Genomic DNA, 23,071 nt, shown 5'->3' on the forward strand with positions numbered 1-23,071 from the left:
GATCCCCCAATCTGAAACCTTAGTTTTCTTCTATATATTCATCGTAGGTGCACAGTCTGTCAACCAGCGTGCCATCCTTGCGAATTTCCATAATTCTATTGGCAATGGTCTGAATAAATTCATGGTCATGGGATGCAAAGAGCACATTCCCTTTGAAATTTTTCAGACCGTCATTGACCGCCGTGATAGATTCCAAATCCAAATGGTTGGTCGGCTGATCCAAAACCAGCACGTTAGAGCCAAACAGCATCATGCGTGAAAGCATACAGCGCACCTTTTCACCTCCGGAAAGAACCTGTACTTCCTTATAGACATCGTCCCCTGAGAAAAGCATCCTGCCCAAAAAGCTTCGCATAAAGGTCTCTGTAGTCTCGCTGGTGTACTGGCTGAGCCACTCCACCAGATTCAAGCTACAACCGTTAAAAAATTCCGAATTGTCCATCGGGAAATAGGAGTTAGTGATGGTAACGCCCCATTTGTAGGAACCCTCATCTGGCTCCATTTCACCCATGATGATTTTAAATAGAGTCGTATTTGCAATTTCATTTTCTCCAACGAAAGCGATTTTATCCCCTTTGTTTACGCGGAAAGAAATGTTGTCCAGCACTTTAACTCCGTCGATAGTCTTGGAAATTCCTTCTACAATAAGAATATCCTTGCCCGGCTCTCTATCCATGTTAAAGCCTACGAACGGATACCGTCTTGAGGACGCCGGCATCTCTTCTACCGTCAGTTTATCGAGCAGCTTACGACGGCTGGTCGCCTGCTTAGATTTGGATTTGTTGGCAGAAAATCGCTGGATAAACGCCTGCAGTTCCTTAATCTTTTCTTCGTTTCTGCGGTTCTGATCCTTCACCATCTTCTGTACCAGCTGGCTGGACTCATACCAGAACTCGTAGTTACCCACATACATCTTAATTTTACCATAATCTACATCCACAATGTTTGTGCAAACTGTGTTGAGGAAGTGACGATCGTGGGAAACTACGATGACCGTGCCGTCATAATCCATGAGGAAATCTTCCAGCCAGTTGATGGCTTTTACATCCAGATGGTTGGTCGGCTCGTCCAAAAGGATAATACCTGGATTGCCAAAGAGGGCCTGGGCCAGCAGCACCTTCACTTTTTCCTTACCGGAAAGGGCGCTCATCTGGCTATAGAGAATATCGTTGGAAAGTCCCAGTCCCTGCAGCAGCCTGCTCACATCGGACTCTGCCTCCCAGCCGTCCATCTCCGCAAACTCTGCCTCAAGCTCCGCCGCCTTGATACCGTCCTCATCACTGAAATCTTCCTTCATATAGATGGCGTCTTTCTCCTGCATAACCTCGTAAAGTCTGGCATTGCCCATGATAACAGTATCCAGTACCGTATACGCGTCATAAGCGAAGTGGTCCTGCTTCAAAACCGACATCCGAATGCCCGGCTTGACGGAAACATGCCCTGTAGTCGGTTCCAAATCTCCGGACAAAATCCGAAGGAATGTGGACTTTCCTGCGCCGTTGGCGCCGATAATGCCGTAGCAGTTGCCCGGCGTGAATTTCAAATCTACATCTTTAAACAGCGGCTGCCCGCTGAAGTTTAAACTTACATTTACTACATCAATCACAATTCCTGCTCCTTTATGATATTTTTTGTCTTGAACTGATATTATAACATATATTTAAAAATATAGCAAAACCAACCGCTGCCGCTGCACCTGTTCCCTACACACAAACTCGCGCAGTGCTGCAATTCTCTAGCTATGATTAAATTCCGTGCCCAGGGGGTATATTAATAAAAACAAATCAATCAGGAGGAAATTTGCATGGTAAAATTATTTAAATGCGCCCATTGCGGTAATATTGTAGAAATGGTGGAAGACAAAGGTGTAAAACCCGCCTGCTGCGGTGAAGCGATGCAGCTGATGAATCCAAACACTACAGACGCAGCGCAGGAAAAACATGTGCCCGTTGTTACTATCGACGGAAATAAAGTTACTGTCTGTGTCAGCAGCACCGAACATCCGATGATGGAAGAGCATCACATCGCCTTCATCATCTTGGAGACAAATCAGGGCGTACAGAGAAAATATCTGGATAAAACCGGAAAACCCACTGCGCAGTTTGTTCTCTGTGAAGGCGAAAAAGCAATCGCAGCCTATGAATACTGTAATCTCCACGGATTTTGGAAAGCGGAAATCTAAAGAAAATATGCAAAAAGTCGGACCAGCAAACCTAATTGCCTGTCCGGCTTTTTCTATGTTGCTTCAGCACTCTTCCTGCCCCGACGCGTAAGTTTCTCCATCCGCCATCTGTCTGCGGCTATACTGCAACATATACAGCTGGTAATATCTCCCCTGCTTTGCAAGCAGCTGTTGATGGTTGCCCTCTTCTGCAATTTCGCCATGAGAAAGCAAAATGATGTGATCCGCATGCTGTATCGTAGAAAGACGATGTGCTACAATGAGCATGGTGCCAATATTTCGCATCCTCTCTAGAGAATCCTGAATCAGAAGTTCCGTTTCCGTGTCAATATTGGCCGTTGCTTCATCGAGAATCATCACAGAAGGTCGGTGCAGCACCGTTCTGGCAAAGGACAAAAGCTGCCGCTGCCCAGCGGAAAAGTTATTCCCCCTTTCCCTGACCTCCTGATCCAAACCATGCTCCAGCTTACTGATAAAACTGTCCGCGTTGACATAGCGGCACGCCTGCCAGACCTCTTCATCGGTAAAATCACCCCGTAGCGTCAGGTTACTGCGCACCGTGCCGGAAAACAGGAATACATCCTGCAGCATCTGCCCGAAGTGGCGGCGAAGCGAAGCAATCTTGATTTTTCTGATTTCGATTCCATCAATCAGAATCTGCCCTTCCTGAATATCGTAATTCCTACAAATCAGAGACAGGATGGTCGACTTGCCGGAGCCTGTCGCGCCAACAAAGGCTGCGGTCTGACCCGGATACACATGAAAGGACACACCTTTCAGCACCCACTGACCAGGATTGTAGCAAAACCAAACATCACGAAATTCGATCTCGCCGCGCAAAGTCTCTAGCTCAATCAGCTGCTCCTCTTCTTCCACGTCCACAATTTCCGGCGCCATGTCCATGATAGTGAAAATTTTCTCCGCGGCGGCAAAGGATCGCTGCAGCATATCAAACTGCTCCGCCAAAGTCTGAATTGGATTAAAAAAACGTGAAATATACATATAGAATGTGACAACTACGCCGCTGGTCACCGTCTGTCCAAACAGCTGAAGATCATCAATGTAGCCCCTGCCACCCAGATAAAACAGGCACATCACCGAAGATACATAAAGCATGTATACCATCGGACGAAAAATCCCGAAAACGAAAATTCTGTCCTTTTTTGCCTTCCGTAACGTCTGGCTTTTTGCCCGAAATTCCTCCATCTTGCGTTCTTCCTGATTGAATACCTGCGTAATCTTCATGCCGGACAGATTTTCTGAAAGGTAGGTATTCACATCCGTCGTCGCGTTATTAACCCTGCGGTGCACTTTACGGGAAAAATGCCGAAAGAGTACTGTAAACAGCACCACAAAAGGCACAAAGCACAACACCATCAGGGTCAGCTCGTAGTTGAGCAGTAGCATGGCAAACAGCACGCCGAAGATGACTACCATGTTTTTAATCAGCGTCACTAAAATATTGGTAAACATATAGGAAATTGCATTGGTGTCATTGGTCACCCTGGTAACCAGCTTACCTACAGGAATCGCCGAAAGCTGTCCATGAGAAAGCCCCTCTATATGGATGAAAACATCCTCTCGCAGCGCAGAAAGAATTTTCTGCCCCGTGCGCTGTAAAATCATGGACTGTCCGTAGGTACAGATCATACTGACAATCAAAATTCCTGCGTAAAATCCCACCATCGTCCAAAGATAAGACAGGGCGAACGAACCCTTTACCGTCTCTTCGATATAGCCAATTAAAAGAGGTGAAGTCAAATCATACGCAATCGAAAATAACAAAAGTATAAGTACCTTCAAAAATTCTTTCCGGTAAGGTCTGGCATAGGTCATCAGCCTTTTGATCAGTTCTCCATCTTTCATATGGCGGTCCAAATCCGGCGCTTCTTTTTTATTTTTTTCTACCAGATAGGTCAGTACAAAAATCAGCGTAAAGACACCGATGATTGCACCCACAATCAGAATCGGGAGATAGCTACGCATTCGCCTCATCTCCTCTCTCTTCCAGTTTCTGTAGCTCCACCATCTTGCGGTACGGCAGGCAGCTGTCATAAAGCTGCGCATGGCTTCCTTCCGCCACCAGGCGCCCGTTTTCCAAGAACAAAATACGGTCCATCTGCTCGATGGTGGAAATACGGTGCGCGATTAGAAGCGTCGTTTTTCCCTTCCGCACCGAACGCAAATTCTGCAAAATCATTCTTTCCGTCTTGGTGTCCACCGCTGAAACCGAATCATCCAAAATCAATATCGGCGCATCCTTCATCAAAGCGCGCGCGATTGAAATTCTCTGTTTCTGACCTCCGGACACCGTCACGCCTCTTTCGCCCAGCACCGTATCGTAGCCAGCGGTAAAGCCGCAGACATCCTCATCAATGTCCGCCATTCTCGCCGCGGTCTGTATGCGATCCATCCCTGACACGTCTCCATCCATTCCAAAGGCGATATTTCGCGCAATCGTATCCGAAAAGAGAAAATTATCCTGCGGCACATAGGCAAACGCCTCCCGCACGGAAGCAATCGTCAGGTCGTTGATTTCCTTTCCATCCAGAAAAATCATGCCGTCATTCACGTTATAGGTTCGTAGCAGCAGATCGACGAAAGTCGTTTTTCCCGCGCCAGTCTTTCCTACAATGCCCACCTGCTCCCCAGCTTTAATCGTGCAGGTAATATCAGACAGAGCTTCCCGCTTTTCGCCAGGATAGTGAAAACAGAGACTCTCAAAACGAATTTCGCCTCTGACATCCTCCAGGACAGACGCACCGGGGCGATCCGTTACGGTCGGCTCCGCATCCAGAAGTTCTCCGATTCGGTTCAGAGAAGCCTTGCCCCGAGAGGTCATGTCGATCAGTTCGGAAACCGCCATAATCGGCCATACTACAGCATTAAAATATCCGATAAACTCTACCAGTTCCCCTGCGTTAAAGACGCCCCGGTAGACAAGATAACCACCATATCCCAGGATGATGCAAATCACACTTTCCACAAACATGGTAACCAGGATGCGCAGAAGTACCGAGGCCTTCGTATGATCGATATTGGCGTTTTCGTTCTCTACATTCAAATTCTGAAACGCCAGCAGTTCCCTTGCTTCCTTTACAAAGGCTTTGATGACAGCAATGCCCGAAAAGCTTTCCTGCGAGAAATCTGAAAGCTTGGAAAAAGCCTCCTGTCTGATGTCCCATTTCACCATCATATAACGGCCTACAACCGTAGCGCTGGCAAGCAGAAGCGCCATAGGAATCAGAGAAAGCAGCGTCAGCACCGCGTCCATCTTCCACATCTTGGCGATTGCCAAAACGCCGAGAAAAAGCGTGTCCAAAAACATCATAATGCCCCAGCCGAAACACTCCTGTACTGTATCCAAATCATTGGTAAATAAACTCATCAAATTGCCGACTTTATTGTGCTGGTAATACGCCAGGCTTAGCCGTCGGCAGTTGTCAAACATATCCTCCCGGAGCCCTGCTTCCACACGGACTGCCGCCCCGAAAAACATCACCCGCCACAAAAAACGGCCGAAAACGATGGCAAGAATAATCCCTGTCATCGGCATGCAGATTCTATCCAATAAAAAGTCCATATCAAAAGATACTGCCGTTCCGTCAACCTCGACAAAGCCCTGATTCATACCATTTATTACCATCTGATATAAATTAGGAATCGCCAGCTGCAGGCAGTCTACCAAAAGCAGTGCGGCCATGCCGAAGAAAAGCATCGGTGCATACCGAAAATAATATGGATTGATATGACGTCCAAAAATCAAGGGATCACTCCTTCTTTCATTGTTATACCTTATCATTATAATGAACATTTGTTCTTTCGTCAAGCAAAAGAAAAACCCGCACGTAAAAATGCTAGCGAGTTTGATTGCCTTTACCGTTTTCGCTGCTCCACTACTCCACCGGACATAGATCAGGCTGTGCATATTTTAGAAGATTTTTTGGAATTTCTGCACTGACAGACTGCCTACTTTGTGAACCCGGCTGTAGACCCAGTTGTGAACCTGCTGCCGTAAAGCGAAAGCAGCAAGCCGCGCCCAAGGGAGCGGCTTGCTAGCAAACGCAAAATATTTAGTTCTGCCTGTAAATCTGCTGACCCCGAACCGGCTGATACCGGATCAGTTCCGATGCCTCCAGATTTTCTCTTCGCATATCCACTGCCGAAATCTGATGATTATCGTAGGTAGTATAATAGTAAATTCCTCGATCCGCATTGCAGCAAGCCGTAAAGAGGGTCACCTCGTACTTGCCGTCTCCTAAATCACAGCAGCCACGCTGCTGATCTACTGCGCCTAGAATATGAAAAAACTGACTGACGCTTTCTTCTTCCGAATCATCACTGACCGAGTTCATTTTTACAAAAGAAGCCCGCACAAAGCGCGACTGAGAGGATAAATCTCCCGGAAGCCCTAAAGCGCCCATGCCCCGGCTGTAAGCAAAAAGCGGCAGCTTATCACAAAAATGATTCTGCGGCGCGCAGGTCGACAGGCTCATATAGTTATTCAGCTGAAACATCTGCTCCCCAAAAGGCGGATTGTTGGTCAGTACGCCCACCGGATTATCATAGATAAACAATCCCTCCGCGGTAGATTCTAGCGTGATAGCTTCCTGCTTGTCGGCAATCATCCAGTGCAGTTGCGCCGGCGGAAGACTGTCGCTGTAGGGAGTATCCAAAAGATTCACGCGCGCAAGCAGCTTCCGTGCCTCCTTTACTGAAACGCATTGTCCCAGAAGCCACGGAATCAGTTCAAATTGGGCAAGATTGCACTTCCCCTGTTTCACTTCTTTCTGATACACCGCGTTGCCCACAAAGTTCAGTCCTGCCATACCAAGCCCCGCTTCATTGACGGCCTCATAGTAAAGCGGCTCATCCTCCGGCACATACGCCATCCCAATCATCGCATGGTGGTTTTCCATCGTCTCCATGTTCCGAAAGCGAAACGGATAGTTTCGCGGTGTTATGGTAACCTCGTCCCCATAAGAGAACTCATAATCCAGTGTCCTCCCAAAATAAAAGTCCTTCGTCTTGTACGTAATCGCTGTACACATAAAATTCCTTACCCCAATCTTAACAAGATGCCGCTATGCGGCAAAGTGTATCAAAACGTTCCTATAACAAAACCTTCCTTTCGGTTATTCCTGTAAAAATATCTTTTCCCATTCTTCTCAATTTATGCCGCACCTCCTAATTTCATGCACAGATTTCCATCAGTTCAGCGCTGCGGCAATTTTTTCTACTACGTCTTCTACCGTACATTCATCACAGCAAATCGTTACATCCGCATATTTTTCATAAAGCGGCACTCGCTGCTGGTAAAGATCCGCCAGAGTCTGTCCCTTTTCCAAAGTCACGCCGCGGGTTTTAATATTAGACAGCCGCTCAAGCACCGTGTCCAGCGTCACCTGCAGATAGACAACGATGCCGTTTTCCTTGAAGCGATTCATCGCCTTGTCGAAATAAATCGCGCTGCCGCCTGTGGCAACGACATAATCCTCTCCCTCAAAATCCAGCAGCACAGATTCTTCTACCTGATGAAAGTACCCATTGCCCCGACTGTCAATAATCTCCTGCAAGGTTTTTTTCTCCCTTTGCTGAATTAAAAGATCCGTGTCCACAAAACCTTTATTTAAAGTTTTTGCAAGAACAACACCCACCGTGCTCTTCCCGCAGGAGGGCATTCCCACTAAAATAATATTCTGCATGTTTCGTTTAAACTCCTATCATTTTCACTTAGTTTTTTATTCTACCATAAATCGGTTCAGATAGCAAAGTCAGGCTTGAATCTCTGCAAAAAGAATCATTGGCAAACCACCCTAACCTGATGTACAATATAAGGAGGAAAATAGGAGGCACAGAATTGATGAACCAGTACAGCAAAGAAGTTGGAAACAGAATCCGCATGTTCAGAAAAGCCAAGGGCTTCAGTCAGCAAGAATTTGCAGATGCACTGCATAAAACAAAGTCAACCATTTCTAAATATGAGCATGCTGCTATTGCACTGGATCTTGAAACCCTGCACGAAATATGCCAGCTTCTGCAAATACCAATGCACGCACTTTTAACAATTGCAGAGGAAGAAGACTTCCCATCTGAAAAAAACGTCGTATCTCAGTTTTATCTGTACAACCTTGCCGGACGCAGCGGCACACTCCACAGAAGTCTTGTAGAAATTTACAGCGGCAATCAAAATTCGAATCTGCATCATCAGGAAGCTTCCATGTTCTACGGCGTTCCCTCTTTTCAGACACCCGAAAAATGCCAGGGTTTCTACTACGGTTTTATCACCAAAAAGGACATCTTTACGCATCTGCATTTAATCAATCAAAAAAATAATATTGAGCAGGTTTCCATCTGCTATCGCTCTAATCTGGATAACCTGCTCTTTAATATCGGTCTTCTCACCGGTCTATCCTTTGCCAATCTGGTTCCCGTCACCTGCAAGGCAGTCATTTCAGAAAAACCGCTGACAGAAAACCAGCTGCTCCTTGACGCCCTCACCTTCGACCAGACGGAAATCAGACGCATTCGAAACACCGGTATCGTATCGCTGCAAAGGCGCTAAATTTTCTTCGTTTTCAGCACGCCCAGCACTGTAAAAATCCCTGCCGGGATAATCCAGCCAAAGCCCAGACCGGACAGCGGCAGCAAATTTGCAAAGATATCAATGTCGAAGATATTTCCAATCTGCAAAAGCACCGATGCTGCAAAGGCGCCAAATGCTGCAAAGCGGTAGGTCGTTTCTGACCGAATCCACCTTCCCAAAAATCCAAATACCACCAGCACAATCAACACCGGATAAATCAAATCCAGTACCGGCGCTGCCATAGAAATAATCGTTGAAGTTCCAAAATTGGAAATGACCCAGGAAACCAGCGTAAATACAGCAACCAGCACTTCATACTTTACACCTGTTTTTTCTGCAAAGAAGGATGCAATGGAAGTCAAAAGTCCAACTGCCGTCGTCAGACAGGCAAAGGCGACAATCACACCCAGAAGAAGCATACCAGGCTTTCCCAGAAGCTGTTCTGTCAGCAAAATCAGAAGCTGTGCCTGACTCAGTTGTTCCTTTACAGAAACCGACATAGTCGCGCCTATATAGGCAAGGCCGCCATACACCACGACTAGCAATACCGTTGCAATAAGACCACCCCTTAGAATCAGCGCAGAGTGTTCCTTCTGCTGGCTATATCCTTTCTGACGAATGGTCATCAAAATCGCTACAGAGAAAATATACGCAGCCATCATATCCATAGTCTGATAGCCGGACAGCAGTCCGTTTCTCACAACACTTCCCGTCTGGGCAGAAGGTCCGATTTCCCCCAGCGGCGTTACAATTCCTTTTCCAATCATTACTAAAAGTGCAACAAACATCACAGGCGCCATAAATTTCCCTACAAGATCTACAACCTTGCTCTGTTTTGCGCTGAGAAGAAATGCGACTGCAAAGAAAATCCCAGTAAATAACCAGGAGTTTATTGCTCCCAGGTTCGGTACTACACCGACCTCATAGGTAATTGCCGCCGTCCTAGGAACCGCTACAAAAGGTCCAATGCACAGACAGTTAAGCGCAAGAACCACAGTAGAAATTTTATTTCCAAGCTTTCCCGTAAGCCCTTCTGCACCCTCTCCGCTTCCTGCAATAGCAATCATGGCAAACAAGCTCATACCGATATCAATAAAAATAAAGCATAAAAATCCAATCAGCCAGGATCCGCCGGACTCCCAGCCTAAAAATGGAGGAAAAATAAGATTCCCTGCTCCAAAGAACATTGCAAAGAGTGCAAAGCCAATGGTCAGGGAATCAGCTGTTTTAATTTTGTTCATCTTTACACCTCACAACTAAAATTCATGAGGCTATTTTATCATCTGAAATCTGCCGATGACAAACATAGGGTCGTTTCCTTAAAGGAAACTTTTTCCATCTATGTATCTTGTTAAGAAACTTTTTCTCTCTATTCATAGAACTTTACAGAATTCACTGTGAAAACGAGAAAATTCACGAAAAAGGTTCTTTTTAAGAAACCTTTTTATGTCTGCGGAACATACTTCTCGGCAGAGAGAACACCGCAACCATGCCCAGCACCATAGCGCCGATGATTTTCAGCACTGCAAAACCGCCAGACAGCCCCTGCACCGTATTTCCGATAAACAGATTATAGATCATGTTATAGATGCTAATCCCTGGAATAATGGGAAATATCCCAGGAATCATAATCACGTTGGCAGGCACCTTGCAAAATACGGCAAGGATTCTCGCCAATAGCGCAATGACTGACGCTGCAAGAAATGACGCCAGCGCAATGGACATAAAAGGAATACAAAGCGTATAAATAATCCAGCCCGCAAGTCCCACAAGGCCGCATACGCCGCACTGTCTGCCCGGCACTTTAAACAGCACCGCAAAAGCCGCTGTTCCGATACAGGCAGCAATGCCCTGCAATACAAATTCTATCATCAGACACGACCTCCCAGCTGCAATGCTAAAAATACTCCTGTGGTAATGCAGGTAAACAGTAAAATTGCGTCTACCATTCTGACCCCGCCGGAGATATAGTTCTGATCCACTAAATCCCGCACGCCATTAACAAAAGCCACACTGGGAAGCAGCGGTATAATCGCCCCGACAATGGCTTTATCAAGATTTTCCACCATGCCCATTCTCATCATCAGCACGCAGCCTCCCGCCGCTATAAAGCTAGCAGCAATGTGCAGAAGCACATTGGAAAGATGCAGGGGTTCCAGTGCCAGAAAAAAGCCCCAAACGAGAATCCCCATCAGACAAGCTACCATGCAGTCTAACGTTCCTCCTCCGAGAAAATAGCAAAACGCTGCCGCACCGATACCAGAGCAGAGAACGTGCAGCCACTTATTATATTTCCGCCCCTGTCTAATTGCCTCAAATTCTTCTATTGCGGCATCAATCTCTAAATCCATCTGCTCTATTTTTCGCGACAGATTATTCAGTTCGCAAAGTTTGTTTAGATCTACACTGGTGCTCATAATCGGCTCCAGGCTGGTCTCCCGCTCTTCTGTTCCCATTTCCAAATTGACAAACACACCGTTAGATATGATAAATACCTGCTGTTTTGTCGTTCCATAGTGCTTTGCAATTCTCTCCATGGTCTCTTCTACACGGGCAATCTCCGCACCGCATCGCAGAAGTTGTTCCCCGACCCCTGCAGTCAGATATAACACTTTCTGTAGATATCGCATTTTTTCGTCCTCTTTCTATCGTAACATCATCGCTGCTGCCATAATACCTCGTTTCCCCTGGTGCCCCCGGTGGGAAAAGAATACGTCCTTATGGCATTTCGTACAGAGATTCATATCGCTGAAATGTTCTGGCAAAATTCCCTCTGCCAGCAAATCATACCTGATGATTTGCTTTAAGTCAAGATAATATTTTTCGCCTTTTTGGTAAGAAAAATTTCTATAATTTTCGTCCTTATCAAAAAAACGCTGCGCGACATCCGTATCCACCTCAAAACAGTCTTGGCAAAGGGCAGGTCCAAGCCCTGTGATCAAATTTTCTGCAGAGCTGCCGTAGCAATCTTTCATCTTACGCACCATTTCCCTGCTGATACCGCCAAGTGTTCCTCTCCATCCCGAATGGGCAAGACCGATAACTCTCTTTAGCGGATCATAAAAAAACACTGCATTGCAGTCTGCATGACCAGTTACTATAGCAATCCCCGGTACATCAGTCACAAGACCATCCACATCTTCGTAATCCTTGGGACACGTTACACCCTTTCCCGCATCCGATGCCTGCACCACTCGAATATTGGTGGTATGGGTCTGATCTGAAACGACAAGGCTCTCAGCGCCAGTTCCCAATGTCTCCGCTAAAAGCTCATAATTCTGCCGTATATTTTCCTCACTGTCCAGAGTTCGCGCTCCAAAATTCCAGCTGGCGGTACAGCCGCCGCTCACACCGCCGTGACGCGTTGTAAACAGATGCACAAGCTCCGGATATGCCGCAAAAGCATTTAGCGTCAGGTACTGCCGCTCTCCCAATTTGTGAAGCTTATAATTTTTCGTGGATTCTTTCATTCTCTTCCCCCCCCAACATAAAATCTTCCATCACACATACGGATAGTATACGAGATATTTACAAAAACTACAAGAGACAGCTTGCCTCCTTTTGTTGACAGTAAGGCTTATGTAAAAGCATTTTGGAAGTTACAGAACTTTACCCTTTGTTGCCACAAAAAAAAGGAAAATTCCTAAAGACAATACGTCGCAAGACGGATACAACACTCCTTCCGCCTATATTTTTCTCAAAAAGAAGGAGCATCCCCATCACCGGACGCCCCTATCAATCAAATTTTCCTTTTTTCAATTATATTTCAACGTTTTTCTGCAACGGCGATTTTCATTTCATAAATAACCCTATTACAGACTTACTCCACATCCACCCGTTCAGAAAGCCATGCGGCATTGACCTCGGCATACTTTCCGGCAGGCACTGAAAGGGACTTCAGATAATCCCGCTCCAGCTGCCCGTAGAGTTCCTCATCCAAATTAACCGTCAGTTGTTCGCCCATAGCGTTCGTATAATCCCAAATAATAAAGTAATCCTCCTCACCATCGAGATAATACAAAAGGTCCTCGCGGCGCACCTTAGGCCATTCGCCCTTTATATTCTCATAAACCAGCGCCTTGTAAAGCTCGATAATCCGGTCATCTCTGCCGCCATCAAAGATGAGAATTTTTTCTAAAAGCTCTCCGCCATCTTTGACTACTCGAAAAACTGCCTCTGCGTCTATCGAAGACTCCGGCAGTTCCAGACTGTTGAGCTGCGCAAGCAAAGAGTTGTCGTGTTCCGGCGCCATGTAAATGGTCAGTTTCCGATCAGGATCCATATACATCATCGGATACTCCGCCAGCGTTTCATCTCCGCACTTTGGACATTTTGCAAGGAAAAAGGACCCATTCATGACCTTCTCCTTATACGACGGCTCCACACACACATCTACAAATTCATGGATATCCATCATAATCTCTTCCCCGCAGCCCGGGCATTTAAATTTCTCCCTCTCCATAATCCACCTCTTCAATTGATATTTGTTCCATGTCCTTAGGCTCTTCCACATTAATCACGCCTTCAATATCCTCAATCTCCGGCAATTCCTTCAGACTGGTAAATCCAAAATTCTTTAAAAACGTATCTGTTGTACCGTACAAAATGGGTCTTCCAATCCCTTCAGACCGCCCCTTTGCACAGATCAAGTCTTTCTTTGCAAGACCATCGATCACCCGGTCACATTTGATTCCTCTGATCGCATCGATTTCCCCCTTCGTTACCGGCTGTTTGTAAGCGATAATTGCCAGTACTTCCAGCGCTGACTGAGACAGCTTTTTCACCTTGACCGGCGTGCACAGTCTCTCAATAAACTCGGCATTCTCAGGTCTTGTTACAAACTGAAAAGACTTTCCCACCTGCCTGACGACAATTCCCCTGCCTTCCTGCTCATACTCATCTTTCAGTTCCAGAAAATATTCCATCATATCCTCTTTACTGATATTAAAGAGATCTGCACAAGTCTTCACTTCCAGAGGCTCGCCCCAGATAAACATCATGGATTCCAGCGCAGATTTGATTGTCTTCTTACTGTTCATGTTCGATTGTCTCCTCCATGTTTTTTTCTCCCGGCAAAACCATAATATCTCCGTAAATATGCTTCTGCTCTGCGTCCAGATATTTGTCGCGCATCATCTGCAGCACAGAAGTAAAAGTAACCACCACATCATATCGATCTTTCTTGTCAGGAATCAGTTCCTTCAGATTCAGCTTGCCAATTCCCCTTGATAAGGCTGATTTAAATCGGTCTTTAATGTAGACCATTCTGCTTTCAATGGTGGCTTTTTCTCTCTCCACCCTGGTATAGTGGGCTCTGACATCTTCCTCCCGCTTTTTCTTTCGCAGAAACAGATCGAAAGCCGTCGCAAACTGCTTAATATCCAGCGCCAGGTATTCATCCGGTTCTTCCAGATAAGCAGAAATATCTTCCTGCGGTTTCTCGTAAACAAAAGACATATACGCTTCTCGTTCCGCCAGAATTTCCGCACCTCTTTTAAATCGCTTGTATTCCAGCAGACGTTCAACCAGTTCGCTTCTTGGGTCATCTTCAAGCACCGTCGTGCCGTCGATGGTTGTCCTCGGCAAAATCATCTTCGACTTAATATCAATTAAAGTCGCTGCCAGCACCATAAACTCTGTGCCGATGTTAAAGTCCATCTCCCGCATCGCTTTGATATATTCTAAGTACTGTCCGGTAATTTCCGAAACCTTTATATCATAGATACTCATCTGGGCATTCTCAATGAGATATACAAGAAGGTCAAAAGGTCCCTCAAAAATAGGCAGCTTTACTTTGTAACTCATAATCTCTCCTTTTCAGCGATGCCCGTATAATAATTATAGTACAAAAGTCCGATAATCACTATCACGCAGCCAATCAGCTCGTAGGAAGTCGGAATCTGTCCCAGAAAGATAACGCCCATGATGATAGCAAACACGGATTCTCCCGACTCCCATGCAGAAACGTACAGAGAATCCACATAGCCAAAGCACAGGTTAAGCACTGCATGGGCGCCGATTTGGCAAACCAGCGTCATTGCGATAATATAGATATAGTCCATGCTGCTGTAGCCCAAAACCGGCGTTCCCGTTGCAATAACACCTGCAGAAAAGCAAATCCAGCAGGAGAAAAATACTAAAAATACATAAACCGCGCCTGGCACCTTTTTTCGCACTTCATTGCCGATTGCAAAGTAAATGCCCATAAATGCACCGGCAAGGAACGCCAGCACATCGCCTTTAAAGTTGCCTGCCGTAAGCTGCTGATAATCAAGTCCAGCAATCATGACACCGCCGAGAAGGGCTAGAACAATGCCCATAATCGGTCTGCGTCCAACCTTCCGTTTGAAAATAAAAATCGTGATTGCCAGAACGACCAGCGGATGCAGTGCTGCCAGCACAACTGCACTAGCCACATTCGTCATTTTCACCGCATTAAACCAGGAAAAGAAATGTCCAAACAAAAATGCCCCTGCAACAAAGGTCCATATGTAGTCTTTCACAGAAATCTGTTTCAGCACATCCCGCTGCTTTAGAAGCACCGGAACCGCAAAGAACGGCACACCGATAGTCAGTCTCCAAAATCCAATAGCAAGAGAAGGCGCCTCAATCACACTGCCAAAAATGCCTGAGGAGGACCCTGCCATTACAGCCAGTACTACAATAATTTTAACATAGCGGGCAAGAACGCCCTTCTTTTCTTTTTCCATTATTTCGCTTCACTCCTGTTTCCTGCCGCCTGACATATGCAAACGCCAGCAATGATGATAACCGTTGTTAATATCTTAACCGGCTGCAGTTCCTCTCCCAGCATCAACGTTGCCAGGATGAAAGAAAATACCGGCACTAAATTGACGAAAATTGAGCATCTGGTCGGTCCGATGATTCTAAGCGCAATCTGCTGTATATAATAAGCGATGCCTGAGCAGAACACAGCCATGAATAATAGTGCGATCCAAGCAGACACCGGAACGCTTGGCAGAAATTCCCACGGCTTTTCCATGAGCGAAACAGGAATCAGCACGATGGAACATACCAAAAAACTGTAATAAGTCAATACCACCGGTGGAATGTGACTGCATCTGCTCTTGCTGTAAACCCCATATGCCGACCAGCATACCACAGCACCGATCATATATAGGTCGCCTCGATTCAGTTCCATCTCTGCAAAATGTGCAAAGTCACCGGCTGTAATCGTAAGCACCACCCCAAATAGAGACAGTAAAATGCCGAGAAGCTGTTTGAGCGGCACCCTCTGATGTAAAAACACAAAAGCGATGAGCACCGTAATCACAGGGTCAATAGCTCTGATAATCGAAGAATTGATTGCCGTCGTATAGTTGAGGGATTCAAAGAAAAACAAATGATAGCCTACCATACCCACAACCCCTGTAAAAAGAAAATGCGGAATGTCCTTCTTTGTAAATTTATATGCCGCCTGTGGCTCCTTCTCCTGGGTCGCCTTCATGATAAAATACATTAAAACCGAAGCAATTGCAAATCGCAGGAATGTCACCGAGCCGGACGGAATGTATGGACCCGTATATTTCCCAGCAATAAAAGCCCCCGACCACAAAAAAGCAGCCAGTACCATAAGTGCGTAAATCGTCGTATTCTTCTTCATTTATTTCAATAACTTTTCCAGATTTTCCCTGTAGGGAGGTCTGACAATTCCTTTCTCCGTAATTACTGCTGTGATATATTTCGCCTCAGTCACATCAAAAGCCGGATTGTAAGTCTTAATCCCTGCAGGCGCCATAGGCTTCTCATACCACATCTTATAAATCTCTTCTCCGTCTCTTTCCTCAATCTCTATTGCTTCGCCGCTTGCCGTATTCAAATCGATGGTCGAAGTCGGCACATACATATAGAAAGGGATCCCATATTCCTTTGCCAAAATTGCTACGCCGCTGGTACCTATTTTGTTGGCGCCATCACCATTTGCCGCCATTCTGTCGCAGCCGGTCACAACAACGTCAACCCAGCCCTTCTTCATCACAGTCGCCGCCATGTTGTCACAAATCAGAGTAACATCAATACCCGCCTTGGAAAGCTCCCAGCTAGTCAGTCTTGCCCCCTGCAAAAGCGGCCTGGTTTCATCAGCAAAGACATGAAAATCAAACCCTCGCTCTGCACCGAGATAAATTGGTGCCAGACAAGTTCCGTACTTGGCAGTCGCTATGGTTCCAGCATTACAATGGGTCAGAATTCCCATACCTGGACGCAGCAGCGACAAACCATATTCTCCCATAGCATAGCAGGCAGCCTCATCCTCACTGCGAATGGATTCCGCCTCGATAAAGAGCCTCTGCTTTGCGGCTTCAACACTTTGCGGTTTCTCCGCCCCAAGCACGCCGCACATTCTATTCAGTGCCCATGCCAGATTGACCGCCGTCGGTCTTGCCGAAATCAGATAGTCCTTTGCTTTTTTTAGCGCCTGCATAAACTCTGCAAGCCCCTTTTCTTCCGGAAAATCCCGCATTTCCACATAAAGACCGTATGCCGCTGCCACACCAATTGCCGGCGCGCCTCGAACACGCAATTTGTAAATTGCTTCAAAGACGTCTTCTTTGCTCTGCATTTCTATGTAAATTTCTTCACCGGGCAAACAGGTCTGATCCAAAACAAGCATTTTTCCGTCCAGATACTTAACCGGTGCAATATCGAAAACTTTCATTTTTACACTCCTCTAAGCTTATAGTATACCACACTGAGTGCGGTATTGACAAGAATTCCCTTGCATGTTTTGCGATGCTGGCAGCATCGTCTCCGTCCACTTCTGCTAGTTATAAATTAACCAGAATTATATTTTTCTAAATTTTTCATATAAAAACTCTTGTAAATTCTAAAATATCTGTTATACTAATATTAGTTCTAAGATGTATGATTGATTGTCACCACAATGCAAGGTCGATTTTCCATTTTGACCTGCCCGTGGTGTTTTTTATTTGTATCATTTGGGCTAATATAATATAAAGGAGGTACCACTTATGAATACTGGTACTGTAAAATGGTTTAACAACGAAAAAGGTTTTGGTTTTATCTCAGGAGATAATGGTAGCGGAGATGTCTTTGTACATTTTTCTGTTATTCAAAGTGCAGGCTACAAATCCCTGGAAGAAGGACAGCATGTAACCTACGATGTAGAGCAGGATCCAAGGGATTCCGCAAAACTTCGCGCAGTTAATGTTTTCGTTGCATAAACGCCCACAATTTCAAAAGGAAAAGACGCAGCCCTCGCAGCTGCGTCTTTTTTATCTTTAAACACTATGCGCCAGCATGGTATTTAAAAGCTTAGATATACTTATTGCGTTCCAAATATTTTGTAATATTATCTCTGCGATTCAGTACTCGGTTTGCATAACTGTAGGAAAATTTTCCTGCATTCACTGAGCCCGGTCCATACGCATAGGCGGAAAGCGCCTTTTTATAGGTCTTGTATGTTTTTTTCATACTTTTTAAATACCTTGCGCCGACTTCAATACTGACTTCCGGCTTGTAAAGGCTTGACGGGCTATATCCGTAACTTCTTGCTAAAGAATCGCTGGTCTGCATAAGCCCCTTATAGCCATAAGGGTTAGTTGCATTGGTATAAAAAGTGCTTTCGCCTTGAGCAACTGCCATCAGTACTTTAGGATCCAAATCGTACTTCTCGCCTTTTTCAATGAACAGTTTTGCCAAAGTCTTGGATTTTCTTGTTCCTACATTTGGATTAATTTTTCTGATGTAAGCGGCAAGACCGTTACGGTACTTTTCTTCCTTCTTTTTCTTTTCCTCAGCTTTCTTCTTTTTCTCTGCTTCCTTCTGAGCTTCTGCTTCGTCGTATTCGTCGACCATCTGCTCTACTCTCTGTCCGCCTTTTTCTGTATCGTTACTAGATTCTACTTCTCTGCTTTCTGCTGCGTAAATGGAAACTGATGAGCAAGCGACGATGGTTAATACCAGTAAAACTGTGATTAGCTTCTTCGCCATTTCTTTCTTCTCCTCTGTCTATTAGTTTACTCGTGCAGGAAGTCATTCACCAGATGTTTCCTGCGACTCCTATATTATAAACAAAGGTCAAGGCGAATTCTTAAGAAATCTTAATTTTTCACACACTTTTCACGAAGCTTTACCATTTTTTGTTTTTATTGTCCAATTTATATTTTAATTATTTGTTTTTAATTCTAAATTGTATCCAATCTCCTTAAGATTTCTTAAGAATTATTGCAGTTTCTTAAGGAATCTTAAGAAACTATTTTTTCAAATATCCATGCTCCTTCAGAAAGTTCTCCATGTCCTCTGCTCTTCTTAAAGTCAGATCTGCATAGTCTGTGGAATAGTTTCCTGAATGCACCGAACCCGAACCTTGGTTGTAGGCTGTCAGCGCCAATCTGGTGTCTCCGAATTCTTCCAATTTATCTTTGATATAGCTGGCGCCAACTTTGATACTGATATCCGGATTAAACAGACTTTCAGGGGTATAACCCGCACTTTCCGCTAAGATATCTCCCGTCTGCATGAGTCCTTTATAATTAGCACAGCTAACTACATCCGCGTAATAACAACTCTCTGTCTGGGCTACCGCCATGACGATTTTTTCATCTACATTATATTCATCCGCATACTTCACGAAACTGTCAACCATAGCATCTGCCTCCTGCTTGCTTACATTTCTGTTGACATGGCGAATATACGCAGAAAGACCTTTTCGATAATTCTGATCTTCCTTTCTGACCGCAGTCGCACAAGATGCCATAGCAGTTTCAATTTTTGTAAATTCTTTTGGCGTAAATGACGTGAGTTCCGGCTCCCTTACATCTGTATCGGCATAAATCACAGCTGCTGAAAAAACAGTCATAGAAATCAATGCCCCTGTAATAAATAGCTTCTTTTTCATATCAAATCTCCCTTTTTTTCCTTTTGTGTCTTACACTTAAACGTGCCTGCCACAATTTCTCAGGCTATATTAGTATAGGCAGGCAAAAAAATGAATAAACTGTAAATCACGACTTTTCACATCGTCTTCACAGTTCGGTTCAGTTTTTTAATGTTTTAAAACTAATTTAAAGGTTCGCCTTTGGTGTTTTTGTATAATTGTATGCAATTTCCCCTCTGATTTCTTCCTTCTTGCAATTATTCCTACTTTACACTATACTATAGGTAGATTTAGTGAGGAGGTCTTATTATGAAATTTTTAATTGCTGATGCTTTTACCGATACCACTTTCGGCGGAAATCCAGCCGGCATCGTTCTGCTTTCCGAAGGCGCTGACTTTCCGTCTGACGAACTCTGCATCAAAACCGCTGCAGAACTTCGCTACTCTGAAACAGCTTTCATTAAAGTTTTAGATGCCCATGAATTTCAGATTCGCTATTTTACCCCAGCTGCGGAAGTTGACCTTTGCGGTCACGCTACCATCGCATCATTTTATGCACTGATGTACCTCGGCATTATCGAAAATAACTGTTCCTGCATCAATCACACCCTTGCAGGAGATTTGAATATCGAAATCAAAGACGGCTTTATCATGATGGACATGGCTTCCCCAGAGGAAATTTCCATTATGAACGACCCTGAGAAAATCAAAGAGCTTTACGATATCATGGGAGCAGATTATGACTCCTCCATGGACCTACCTGTGCCAAGACTGATTTCCACAGGTCTTCCAGACATCATGATGCCCGTTTCTGACCTTGCCGCCCTTAACGCCATCGAGCCTGACATGAAAGCTCTTTCCGCACTGTCAGAACGCTATGGCGTCGTCGGCGTCCATGCCTTTACGCTGCACTGTGAAAAAGGCGTTACCGCCCACGCCAGAAACTTCGCACCTCTTTACGAAATTGACGAAGAGGCCGCCACTGGCACTTCCAGTGGCGCTATGACCTATTACTTCTATCTGAACAAACTCATTGGCGAAAAGAGCAGTTGTAAGTTCGTTCAGGGAGAAAAAATGCAGCGTCCGTCGGTGATTCTTACCGAAATCGACGCTTCTGCAGAAAGTTGCCGAATTAAGGTCGGCGGCAGTGCTGTCATTTTAGCGGAAGGTGAAATTCATATCAAGTAATAAGCGCTTGACCGCAAATGATGAAAAACAATGAAAAGCAAAAACAAAGCCCTTGCCGATGCGCCAATCGACAAAGGGCTTTTATATTTTTAATCCAGAAATGGTGCAAAGATGTGTTTCATACCAATACCCTCTTCTACGTAAGGCAGCTGAATGATATGGTAGCTAGCCTCGGAATTTCCTTCTATCAGGCAAACGCCTTTTTCTGTAATGGCAACGTCCCAGCCTACAAGGCCCACTCCTTCAAGCCGTAGTGCAGCCTCCTCCGTTACTGTAAGAACTTTATCCCAGTGAGGTATCTGAAAGCCTTTCGTTGCAAGCTTTGAAATAGGATGCTGAGGATAATGTTTCCCCTCCAAATCAATTGCATCCATACAGGTTACGCCACTTTTTACATCCACCGTAGCGATAATTCCGCCTGCATGAAAATTGTCCACAATCTTACCGCGACCCATGCGAAAGCCCGCATAAATATGATAACATTTTCCTTCCTGCGTAATCGTCAGTACCCGCACAGAATTCACCGAAGACGTATTGAACGCCGCCATCTCCGGATGCTGCACGATGCATTCCTCGCAAATCATTGTTTTCTTCGCCGAAAACAGTTTCTCATACAACGAGCGTTTCTCGGTTTCAGACAAGTCCGCGCCGCAGTGTATCTTTTCGATACCCTTACCTTGTGTAGCAGACGTAGGCTTGCAGACTAAGTCCTCCACGCCTTCCATCCTTTCTAAAAACTCTTCAAAGGTGAGCTTCCGATTTACAAACCACTTTCGGTTCAGCAAATCGTCGTATTTCTTCGCAAAACGCTCCTTATGCAGCAGGAGTTTCAGCACTTTAGGATCGTGGTTGTACTTAAAAGAGATTTCATCCATCACCTTCGAGGTCAAAAAAGTGCTCTGTTTATCTGCATCATACCTATACAATTTAAATTTATAATAATCCTTGTAAGTGCATCCGCACACCTTTCTCGCCTGCCTAATGCGTTCAAGTGCCGTCTCCTCGTCCCATCCGGTCTCCTTGCAGACCATTTCAAGAGCATGTGCCTTTTCTTCACGATTTCGTGCATTTACAATCTGCATATCCCGTTTTACTTTTTCCAGTTCTTTCTCAGTTCTGGCCCAAAGTTTACGTTTTGCATAATATCTATAGGAAATATCCCATTCCCTGGCAACTTCCATCTGCTCTTTTGCTTGTTTATAGGTCCAACCAGTTTCTTTGCAAACGTATTCAATATATGGATTTCGCTTTTCTTTCCTCAAAATGCGCAATATTAATTTCTTTCCAGTTTCATTCATCTTTCAGTTCATCCCCATATAATTTTTCTAACACTCTGTTAGTTTACACATCTTTAAAGAAGATTACTCCTTGAAAATGAAATTGAGATGAAAATTCCAATATTTTCTTTTATTAAAAAGAAATATTGGATACAGGCTAATGTCTATATCCAATATCTCTAAGTACAATATGATTAAGAGTCTAATCCCTCTTCCCTTTTATTTCAGTATAATATATCGTCAACAAAAATCAAGGAATTTCGGATAACTGGTCGTTTTTTCGGATAACTGGTCATTATTTGGTAATTAATCCCATAATTGTATGCGAAAACTGCCACTTTTCATATTTCTTTTCCCTAGTCAGTTTCTCCTATTTACGTACCTTGATCTCTTCTTTATCCAGGGTATTCAGTATGAGTGAATGCTACGAAGAAAGAAACAGGCTGCGCCCAGTGCTAAGCGCTGCTTGATGAATTATGACCGAATGGAATTTACACCACATTTTGAACTTGACTTTTTTTTACTCTTTTTAACCTAAATTGTGATTTTTTTATAAAAGTGTATAAGATTTTGCTTCTTTCAGCTCTTTCATACTGCTGTGTCTCCAAAAATCTTTGATAAACCCTCGGTATTGCCTCATAAAATGCAGTATTTATGTATGTATCTTCCAATATTTCTAAAAACTTTATGCAGAAGTGCTCTATTGCTGAATGCAATTTATACATTTATCCAAGATTTTTTGATTTTCGGTTAAGATTTAATGATTCACTTATACACTTTTTTCGCGAATATCCGTTTTAGGTTAAAAGCAGTCTCCACTCGCTTAATGCTCTATTTATACAACCATTAAAAATAGAAAAAAGAGACAGATTTAACTCTGTCTCTTTCATAATGCGAACTTGCAATTATTCGATGATCTCAGTAACAACGCCGGAACCTACTGTTCTGCCGCCTTCTCTGATCGCAAATCTCAGTCCTTC

General features: G+C 44.6%; 23 protein-coding genes. 4 read left to right on the forward strand and 19 right to left on the reverse strand.

Features of this window, described 5'->3' with window-relative positions; genetic code table 11:
* Positions 1 to 19: 19 nt before the first annotated feature.
* Positions 20 to 1,606, reverse strand: coding sequence for an ABC-F family ATP-binding cassette domain-containing protein (locus tag D1151_RS10700; protein ID WP_161908901.1), 1,587 nt, complete (start codon positions 1,604 to 1,606; stop codon positions 20 to 22).
* Positions 1,607 to 1,804: 198 nt separating this feature from the next.
* Between D1151_RS10700 and D1151_RS10705 the strand changes: the two genes are divergently transcribed.
* The gene (locus tag D1151_RS10705) at positions 1,805 to 2,182 is read left to right on the forward strand and encodes a desulfoferrodoxin family protein (RefSeq protein ID WP_160200825.1); all 378 of its coding nucleotides are present in this window, start codon (positions 1,805 to 1,807) and stop codon (positions 2,180 to 2,182) included.
* Positions 2,183 to 2,245: 63 nt separating this feature from the next.
* On the opposite strand, the gene D1151_RS10710 is transcribed toward D1151_RS10705, so the two are convergent.
* The 4 genes from D1151_RS10710 to D1151_RS10725 form a co-directional block, all read right to left on the reverse strand.
* Complete coding sequence (locus D1151_RS10710; RefSeq protein ID WP_161908902.1) at positions 2,246 to 4,168, reverse strand: ABC transporter ATP-binding protein; 1,923 nt, start codon at positions 4,166 to 4,168, stop codon at positions 2,246 to 2,248.
* On the reverse strand, positions 4,161 to 5,948 hold the full coding sequence (locus D1151_RS10715; protein ID WP_161908903.1) for an ABC transporter ATP-binding protein: 1,788 nt from the start codon (positions 5,946 to 5,948) through the stop codon (positions 4,161 to 4,163). Before D1151_RS10715 ends, D1151_RS10710 begins: the two co-directional genes overlap by 8 nt.
* Positions 5,949 to 6,255: 307 nt before the next feature.
* Positions 6,256 to 7,233: a choloylglycine hydrolase gene (gene bsh, locus D1151_RS10720; RefSeq protein ID WP_160200822.1), complete on the reverse strand. Its 978-nt coding sequence runs from the start codon at positions 7,231 to 7,233 to the stop codon at positions 6,256 to 6,258.
* A 159-nt stretch (positions 7,234 to 7,392) separates the two neighbouring features.
* Positions 7,393 to 7,887 (reverse strand): shikimate kinase, encoded by a 495-nt coding sequence (locus D1151_RS10725; RefSeq protein ID WP_161908904.1) that lies wholly within the window; start codon positions 7,885 to 7,887, stop codon positions 7,393 to 7,395.
* A gap of 158 nt (positions 7,888 to 8,045) precedes the next feature.
* On the opposite strand from D1151_RS10725, the gene D1151_RS10730 reads away from it, so the two are divergent.
* Positions 8,046 to 8,747 (forward strand): helix-turn-helix domain-containing protein, encoded by a 702-nt coding sequence (locus tag D1151_RS10730; RefSeq protein ID WP_161908905.1) that lies wholly within the window; start codon positions 8,046 to 8,048, stop codon positions 8,745 to 8,747.
* Here D1151_RS10730 and brnQ read toward each other — a convergent pair.
* The 10 genes from brnQ to mtnA form a co-directional block, all read right to left on the reverse strand.
* Entirely contained in the window at positions 8,744 to 10,009 is a 1,266-nt protein-coding gene (gene brnQ / locus D1151_RS10735) for a branched-chain amino acid transport system II carrier protein (protein WP_160200819.1), read from the reverse strand. The two genes, D1151_RS10730 and brnQ, sit on opposite strands and share 4 nt — an antisense overlap.
* 190 nt (positions 10,010 to 10,199) lie before the next feature.
* Positions 10,200 to 10,640 carry a threonine/serine exporter family protein gene (locus D1151_RS10740; RefSeq protein WP_160200818.1) on the reverse strand — a complete coding sequence of 147 codons (441 nt, stop codon included), beginning with the start codon at positions 10,638 to 10,640 and terminating at the stop codon, positions 10,200 to 10,202.
* A complete protein-coding gene (locus D1151_RS10745) occupies positions 10,640 to 11,398 on the reverse strand; it encodes a threonine/serine exporter family protein (protein WP_161908906.1) in 759 nt (252 codons plus the stop codon). The genes D1151_RS10740 and D1151_RS10745 overlap by 1 nt, the downstream gene beginning before the upstream one ends.
* A 15-nt stretch (positions 11,399 to 11,413) precedes the next feature.
* A complete protein-coding gene (gene pgeF, locus D1151_RS10750) occupies positions 11,414 to 12,238 on the reverse strand; it encodes a peptidoglycan editing factor PgeF (protein WP_160200816.1) in 825 nt (274 codons plus the stop codon).
* Positions 12,239 to 12,588: 350 nt separating this feature from the next.
* Positions 12,589 to 13,230, reverse strand: coding sequence for a CpXC domain-containing protein (locus D1151_RS10755; RefSeq protein ID WP_161908907.1), 642 nt, complete (start codon positions 13,228 to 13,230; stop codon positions 12,589 to 12,591).
* On the reverse strand, positions 13,211 to 13,807 hold the full coding sequence (gene scpB / locus D1151_RS10760) for an SMC-Scp complex subunit ScpB (RefSeq protein ID WP_161908908.1): 597 nt from the start codon (positions 13,805 to 13,807) through the stop codon (positions 13,211 to 13,213). Before scpB ends, D1151_RS10755 begins: the two co-directional genes overlap by 20 nt.
* On the reverse strand, positions 13,797 to 14,573 hold the full coding sequence (locus D1151_RS10765) for a ScpA family protein (protein ID WP_160200813.1): 777 nt from the start codon (positions 14,571 to 14,573) through the stop codon (positions 13,797 to 13,799). Before D1151_RS10765 ends, scpB begins: the two co-directional genes overlap by 11 nt.
* On the reverse strand, positions 14,570 to 15,478 hold the full coding sequence (locus tag D1151_RS10770) for a DMT family transporter (protein WP_161908909.1): 909 nt from the start codon (positions 15,476 to 15,478) through the stop codon (positions 14,570 to 14,572). The genes D1151_RS10765 and D1151_RS10770 overlap by 4 nt, the downstream gene beginning before the upstream one ends.
* The gene (locus tag D1151_RS10775; RefSeq protein ID WP_161908910.1) at positions 15,478 to 16,392 is read right to left on the reverse strand and encodes a DMT family transporter; all 915 of its coding nucleotides are present in this window, start codon (positions 16,390 to 16,392) and stop codon (positions 15,478 to 15,480) included. The genes D1151_RS10770 and D1151_RS10775 overlap by 1 nt, the downstream gene beginning before the upstream one ends.
* Positions 16,393 to 17,445 carry an S-methyl-5-thioribose-1-phosphate isomerase gene (gene mtnA / locus D1151_RS10780; RefSeq protein WP_161908911.1) on the reverse strand — a complete coding sequence of 351 codons (1,053 nt, stop codon included), beginning with the start codon at positions 17,443 to 17,445 and terminating at the stop codon, positions 16,393 to 16,395.
* A 313-nt stretch (positions 17,446 to 17,758) separates the two neighbouring features.
* Between mtnA and D1151_RS10785 the strand changes: the two genes are divergently transcribed.
* Positions 17,759 to 17,971: a cold-shock protein gene (locus D1151_RS10785; RefSeq protein ID WP_161908912.1), complete on the forward strand. Its 213-nt coding sequence runs from the start codon at positions 17,759 to 17,761 to the stop codon at positions 17,969 to 17,971.
* 91 nt (positions 17,972 to 18,062) lie between these two features.
* On the opposite strand, the gene D1151_RS10790 is transcribed toward D1151_RS10785, so the two are convergent.
* Both D1151_RS10790 and D1151_RS10795 read right to left on the reverse strand, forming a co-directional pair.
* On the reverse strand, positions 18,063 to 18,740 hold the full coding sequence (locus tag D1151_RS10790) for a transglycosylase SLT domain-containing protein (protein WP_160200808.1): 678 nt from the start codon (positions 18,738 to 18,740) through the stop codon (positions 18,063 to 18,065).
* Positions 18,741 to 19,002: 262 nt separating this feature from the next.
* A complete protein-coding gene (locus tag D1151_RS10795) occupies positions 19,003 to 19,647 on the reverse strand; it encodes a transglycosylase SLT domain-containing protein (RefSeq protein ID WP_161908913.1) in 645 nt (214 codons plus the stop codon).
* 288 nt (positions 19,648 to 19,935) lie between these two features.
* Here D1151_RS10795 and D1151_RS10800 point away from each other — a divergent pair, with 288 nt between their 5' ends.
* Positions 19,936 to 20,814, forward strand: coding sequence for a PhzF family phenazine biosynthesis protein (locus D1151_RS10800; protein ID WP_160200806.1), 879 nt, complete (start codon positions 19,936 to 19,938; stop codon positions 20,812 to 20,814).
* Between the two features lie 89 nt (positions 20,815 to 20,903).
* Here D1151_RS10800 and D1151_RS10805 read toward each other — a convergent pair whose 3' ends face one another.
* Together D1151_RS10805 and D1151_RS10810 are read right to left on the reverse strand one after the other, a co-directional pair.
* The gene (locus D1151_RS10805; RefSeq protein ID WP_161908914.1) at positions 20,904 to 22,112 is read right to left on the reverse strand and encodes a sugar-transfer associated ATP-grasp domain-containing protein; all 1,209 of its coding nucleotides are present in this window, start codon (positions 22,110 to 22,112) and stop codon (positions 20,904 to 20,906) included.
* A gap of 884 nt (positions 22,113 to 22,996) precedes the next feature.
* On the reverse strand, positions 22,997 to 23,071 hold a 75-nt coding region (locus D1151_RS10810), incomplete at its 5' end, for a hypothetical protein (protein ID WP_330588329.1).

This window comes from Emergencia sp. 1XD21-10, from assembly GCF_009936045.1.
Lineage (GTDB): Bacteria > Bacillota > Clostridia > Peptostreptococcales > Anaerovoracaceae > Senimuribacter > Senimuribacter intestinalis.

Bases quoted from the DNA above. Each gene is read 5' to 3' on its own strand.
- D1151_RS10745 (WP_161908906.1), bottom strand. From the start codon at position 11,398: ATGCGATATCTACAGAAAGTGTTATATCTGACTGCAGGGGTCGGGGAA.
- D1151_RS10785 (WP_161908912.1), top strand. From the start codon at position 17,759: ATGAATACTGGTACTGTAAAATGGTTTAACAACGAAAAAGGTTTTGGT.
- D1151_RS10805 (WP_161908914.1), bottom strand. From the start codon at position 22,112: ATGAATGAAACTGGAAAGAAATTAATATTGCGCATTTTGAGGAAAGAA.
- brnQ (WP_160200819.1), bottom strand. From the start codon at position 10,009: ATGAACAAAATTAAAACAGCTGATTCCCTGACCATTGGCTTTGCACTC.
- D1151_RS10770 (WP_161908909.1), bottom strand. From the start codon at position 15,478: ATGGAAAAAGAAAAGAAGGGCGTTCTTGCCCGCTATGTTAAAATTATT.
- mtnA (WP_161908911.1), bottom strand. From the start codon at position 17,445: ATGAAAGTTTTCGATATTGCACCGGTTAAGTATCTGGACGGAAAAATG.
- D1151_RS10775 (WP_161908910.1), bottom strand. From the start codon at position 16,392: ATGAAGAAGAATACGACGATTTACGCACTTATGGTACTGGCTGCTTTT.
- D1151_RS10740 (WP_160200818.1), bottom strand. From the start codon at position 10,640: ATGATAGAATTTGTATTGCAGGGCATTGCTGCCTGTATCGGAACAGCG.
- D1151_RS10705 (WP_160200825.1), top strand. From the start codon at position 1,805: ATGGTAAAATTATTTAAATGCGCCCATTGCGGTAATATTGTAGAAATG.
- D1151_RS10730 (WP_161908905.1), top strand. From the start codon at position 8,046: ATGAACCAGTACAGCAAAGAAGTTGGAAACAGAATCCGCATGTTCAGA.
- D1151_RS10710 (WP_161908902.1), bottom strand. From the start codon at position 4,168: ATGCGTAGCTATCTCCCGATTCTGATTGTGGGTGCAATCATCGGTGTC.
- scpB (WP_161908908.1), bottom strand. From the start codon at position 13,807: ATGAACAGTAAGAAGACAATCAAATCTGCGCTGGAATCCATGATGTTT.
- D1151_RS10765 (WP_160200813.1), bottom strand. From the start codon at position 14,573: ATGAGTTACAAAGTAAAGCTGCCTATTTTTGAGGGACCTTTTGACCTT.
- D1151_RS10725 (WP_161908904.1), bottom strand. From the start codon at position 7,887: ATGCAGAATATTATTTTAGTGGGAATGCCCTCCTGCGGGAAGAGCACG.
- pgeF (WP_160200816.1), bottom strand. From the start codon at position 12,238: ATGAAAGAATCCACGAAAAATTATAAGCTTCACAAATTGGGAGAGCGG.
- D1151_RS10800 (WP_160200806.1), top strand. From the start codon at position 19,936: ATGAAATTTTTAATTGCTGATGCTTTTACCGATACCACTTTCGGCGGA.
- D1151_RS10795 (WP_161908913.1), bottom strand. From the start codon at position 19,647: ATGAAAAAGAAGCTATTTATTACAGGGGCATTGATTTCTATGACTGTT.
- D1151_RS10755 (WP_161908907.1), bottom strand. From the start codon at position 13,230: ATGGAGAGGGAGAAATTTAAATGCCCGGGCTGCGGGGAAGAGATTATG.
- bsh (WP_160200822.1), bottom strand. From the start codon at position 7,233: ATGTGTACAGCGATTACGTACAAGACGAAGGACTTTTATTTTGGGAGG.
- D1151_RS10790 (WP_160200808.1), bottom strand. From the start codon at position 18,740: ATGGCGAAGAAGCTAATCACAGTTTTACTGGTATTAACCATCGTCGCT.